Below are 3,225 nucleotides of genomic sequence, written 5' to 3' on the forward strand. Positions count from 1 at the left end.
CCCCCGGCCACCGCTGCCGAGGAGCCGGCCCCCCACGCCGCCGCGGTGCGACTGATCCGGGCCTCGCTCGTCTTCGACCAGGAGTGGTACGAGACCCAGCTCGGGCGCGAGTTCGACGGGCTCGAGACGGCGATCGCCCACTACCTCGAGTCCGGGCGCCGAGACGGGCTGTCCCCGCATCCCCTCTTCGTCCCGGCCTGGGTGCGGCCCGAAGACTGGCGCGACGATGTCGATCCGCTGCTGTCGTACCTGCGCGGCGAGGACGGACTGTGGCAGGCGTCGACGTCGCCCCTGTTCGATCCGGACCGCATCACCGACGGTCTCGAGGCCGGCGAGTACGGGCCGCTCACCGCATTCCTGCGCGACCGCGACGGCGACGCGCCCCTGCCGTACGACGCGGCGGGGCTCGGTCTCGCCGCCGGCCTCACGCTGGACGCCGTCCGGCCGTTCCTGCTCGCCGGCGCCCGGCGGTGGCACGAGGTCGAGCACACGCGCACGTCGGTGCGCGGATCGAGCGACATGCCCGAGACGGCGCCCGAGATCGCCGACGCACTCGCGGCTTTCGCCGCGCGCGGGGAGCAGCCCCTCGTCTCGGTCGTCGCCGCGGTGCGGGACGACGCCGAATCCGTCGACCGGCTGATCTCGTCGGTCGCCGCCCAGACGCACGAGCGCTGGGAGCTGATCGTCGCCGACCTCGGGTCGACCGACGACACGCCCCTCGCCGTCGAGGCCGCAGCCGCCCGGGACGCCCGCGTTCGCTTGCTCCGTCTCGCCGACCACGGGGCCGCTGCCGCGTACAACGCCGCGCTGGCCGAGGCGGGCGGAGAATGGGTCGCCTTCGTCGACACGGCGGCCGATTGGACGCCCGAGTTCCTGCGTTCGATGATCGCGTTCCTCGAGGAAGGCGGGCACGACGCGGGGTACGCGATCGCCGAGGTCCGCGGCGGCACGGCGACCACCGCGGTCGCCGGCCCCGAGACGGACGGGTCGCCGGAGGTCCACAGCTCGATCCCGCTGAGCACCGTGCTCGTCAAGCGTGCGCTGCTGGCGCGCGTCCCCGCGTTCGACGAATCGCTGGGAGGAGCCGTCGACGACGACTTCGTCCTCTCGCTCGCCACCGCCACCGAGCTCGTCCGGGTGCCGCTCGTGGGCGTGGCCGTCGACCCTCGCCCGCTCACCGGCTGGCACGCCGCCGTGCACGACCGCCGGCGGTGGAGCCGGCTCCCCGACACGCGGCCCGGTCTGCTCACCGTCGTGATCGACGACGTGGCGACCGGCCGCGAGGCGTTCGCGGCGCTCGACGCGCTGTCGTCGCACGTCGGCGCGATCGAGGCGGAATACGTGCTCGTCGCGCGAGGAAGCGCCTGGGCCGATGTGCAGACCCTGCTGCTCACCGAGCTCGCGCGTGCCGATGTGCGGGTGATCCTGGCGCCCGAGGGCTCAGCCCGCACCACGCGGCTCAATCGCGGGCTCCGTGAGGCACGGGGCGAGCACGTCTTCGTGACCACCGCCGCGCTCCGCTTCCGCACGGGCACCCTCGCGGACCTCGTGCAGACGATGCGCGAGGCCGAGGCCGCGGCCGTGCATCCGGTCGTGCTCGACGCACAGCGGCTCATCGCCGACGCCGGGGTGATCTACGGCCCGCACGGCAGCGACCCCGTCGCGCTGATGCGGGGCCTGCCGGAGGATTGGCCGACCTGGGCCGCACCCGCGGTCGAGGTCCCCGGCGCCCCGCTCCCCCTGCTGCTGCGCGCCACGACCGTGCGCGCGATCCGCGGGATGAATCCCCGCCTGCGCCGCCTCTGGGCCGATGTCGACCTCGCGCAGCGCGCAGCGCGCGCGGAGGGCAAGGCCGTCGTGCTGCGGACCGACGTCGTCGCGCAGGCGCTGCGACCCAGCGCGTTCGCGCCCACCGATCCGGCGAAGGAGGACGTGCTCACCTTCGCGGAGCTGTGGCCGGACCCGCCCACCGGGTCGCGCGCCGCGTGCGACGCCGCGGGGGCGAGCGCCGTCTTCGGCGGCTTCCGCTCGTCGTCCGCGCCCCGGCGCACGGACGCGTGGACGCACGCGACCTGGCGCCCGGCGCCCCTGCCGCTGCAGGCATCCGACCGCCCCGAGCGGCTGCAGTGGGCGATCAAGACCGCCGCGCCGGCGGACGACCGCGCGGAGATGTGGGGCGACTTCCACTTCGCCCAGTCGCTCGCCGCCGCGCTGCGCGACCTCGGCCAGCGCGTGTCGATCGACTTCGCGCACACGGCGGCGCGCGCGACGGCGGGCGCCGACGATGTCGTGCTCACCCTCCGCGGCCTGAACCCCGTGCCGCTTCCCGCCACCGCCACGAGCGTCGTCTGGGTGATCAGCCATCCGGACGAGGTCACCGCGGACGAGCTCGCGGCGTACGACCTGCGCTACGCGGCGAGCACCATCTGGGCGCGCCGCGCCGAGGAGCAGTGGGGTCGGCCGGTCACCGCGCTGCTGCAGTGCACCGACCCCGACCGGTTCTACATCGACGACACCGAGGTGCCGGAGCTCGCCGGCAAGCTCCTCATGGTGGGCAACTCGCGCCGCGCCTATCGGCCGGCCGCGTGGCACGCCGCGCACGCCGGGCTGCCGGTGGTCATCTACGGCAGCGACTGGGAGGAGTACGTCGGCGAGCAGCACATCGGCGGCACCCACATCCCGAACGACGAGCTGCGCCGCTACTACCGCAGCGCCGCCTGGTCGCTCAACGACCACTGGCCCGACATGCGCGAGGCCGGATTCCTCTCGAACCGGGTGTTCGACGTCCTCGCCTCTGGCGGCCGCCTCCTCACCGACGACGTCGCGGGTCTGCAGGACGTCCTTCCCGGTGGGGTGCTGCCGCACGGCATCGCCGCCTACTCCTCCCCGGCCGAGCTCCTCGCGATCGCGGCGCGGGGCCCCGCCGAGCACTACGACGACGCGTCGCTGCGCGCGGCCTCCGACCATGTGCGATCGGCTCACTCCTTCGCAGCGCGAGCGCGCGTCATCCTCGAGGACGTGCGCCGGCATCGCGCCCGGCGGCCGCTCTGAGCGGCGCCGGACATGCTTGCTAGGGTCGGCACCATGGCGTCCGCGCTGAGAATCCCCGGCCCTGCCGGTCGATCCGAGCGACCACGCCGCACCGGACACCGCCGGCTCCCGCGGCGCCGCGCGCTGGCGGCGCTGCTGACCCTGGCGCTCCTGTCGGGCTGCACCGCGCCGGAC

The 3,225-nt window shown here is 74.9% G+C and carries 1 protein-coding gene; it reads left to right on the forward strand.

Annotation, left to right across the window (positions count from 1 at the left end):
- On the forward strand, positions 1-3,051 hold a 3,051-nt coding region (locus IR155_RS15500; RefSeq protein ID WP_135115684.1), incomplete at its 5' end, for a glycosyltransferase.
- Positions 3,052-3,225: the final 174 nt, after the last annotated feature.

It is taken from the genome of Microbacterium paludicola (assembly GCF_015235415.1).
GTDB classification, from domain to species: Bacteria; Actinomycetota; Actinomycetes; order Actinomycetales; family Microbacteriaceae; genus Microbacterium; species Microbacterium paludicola.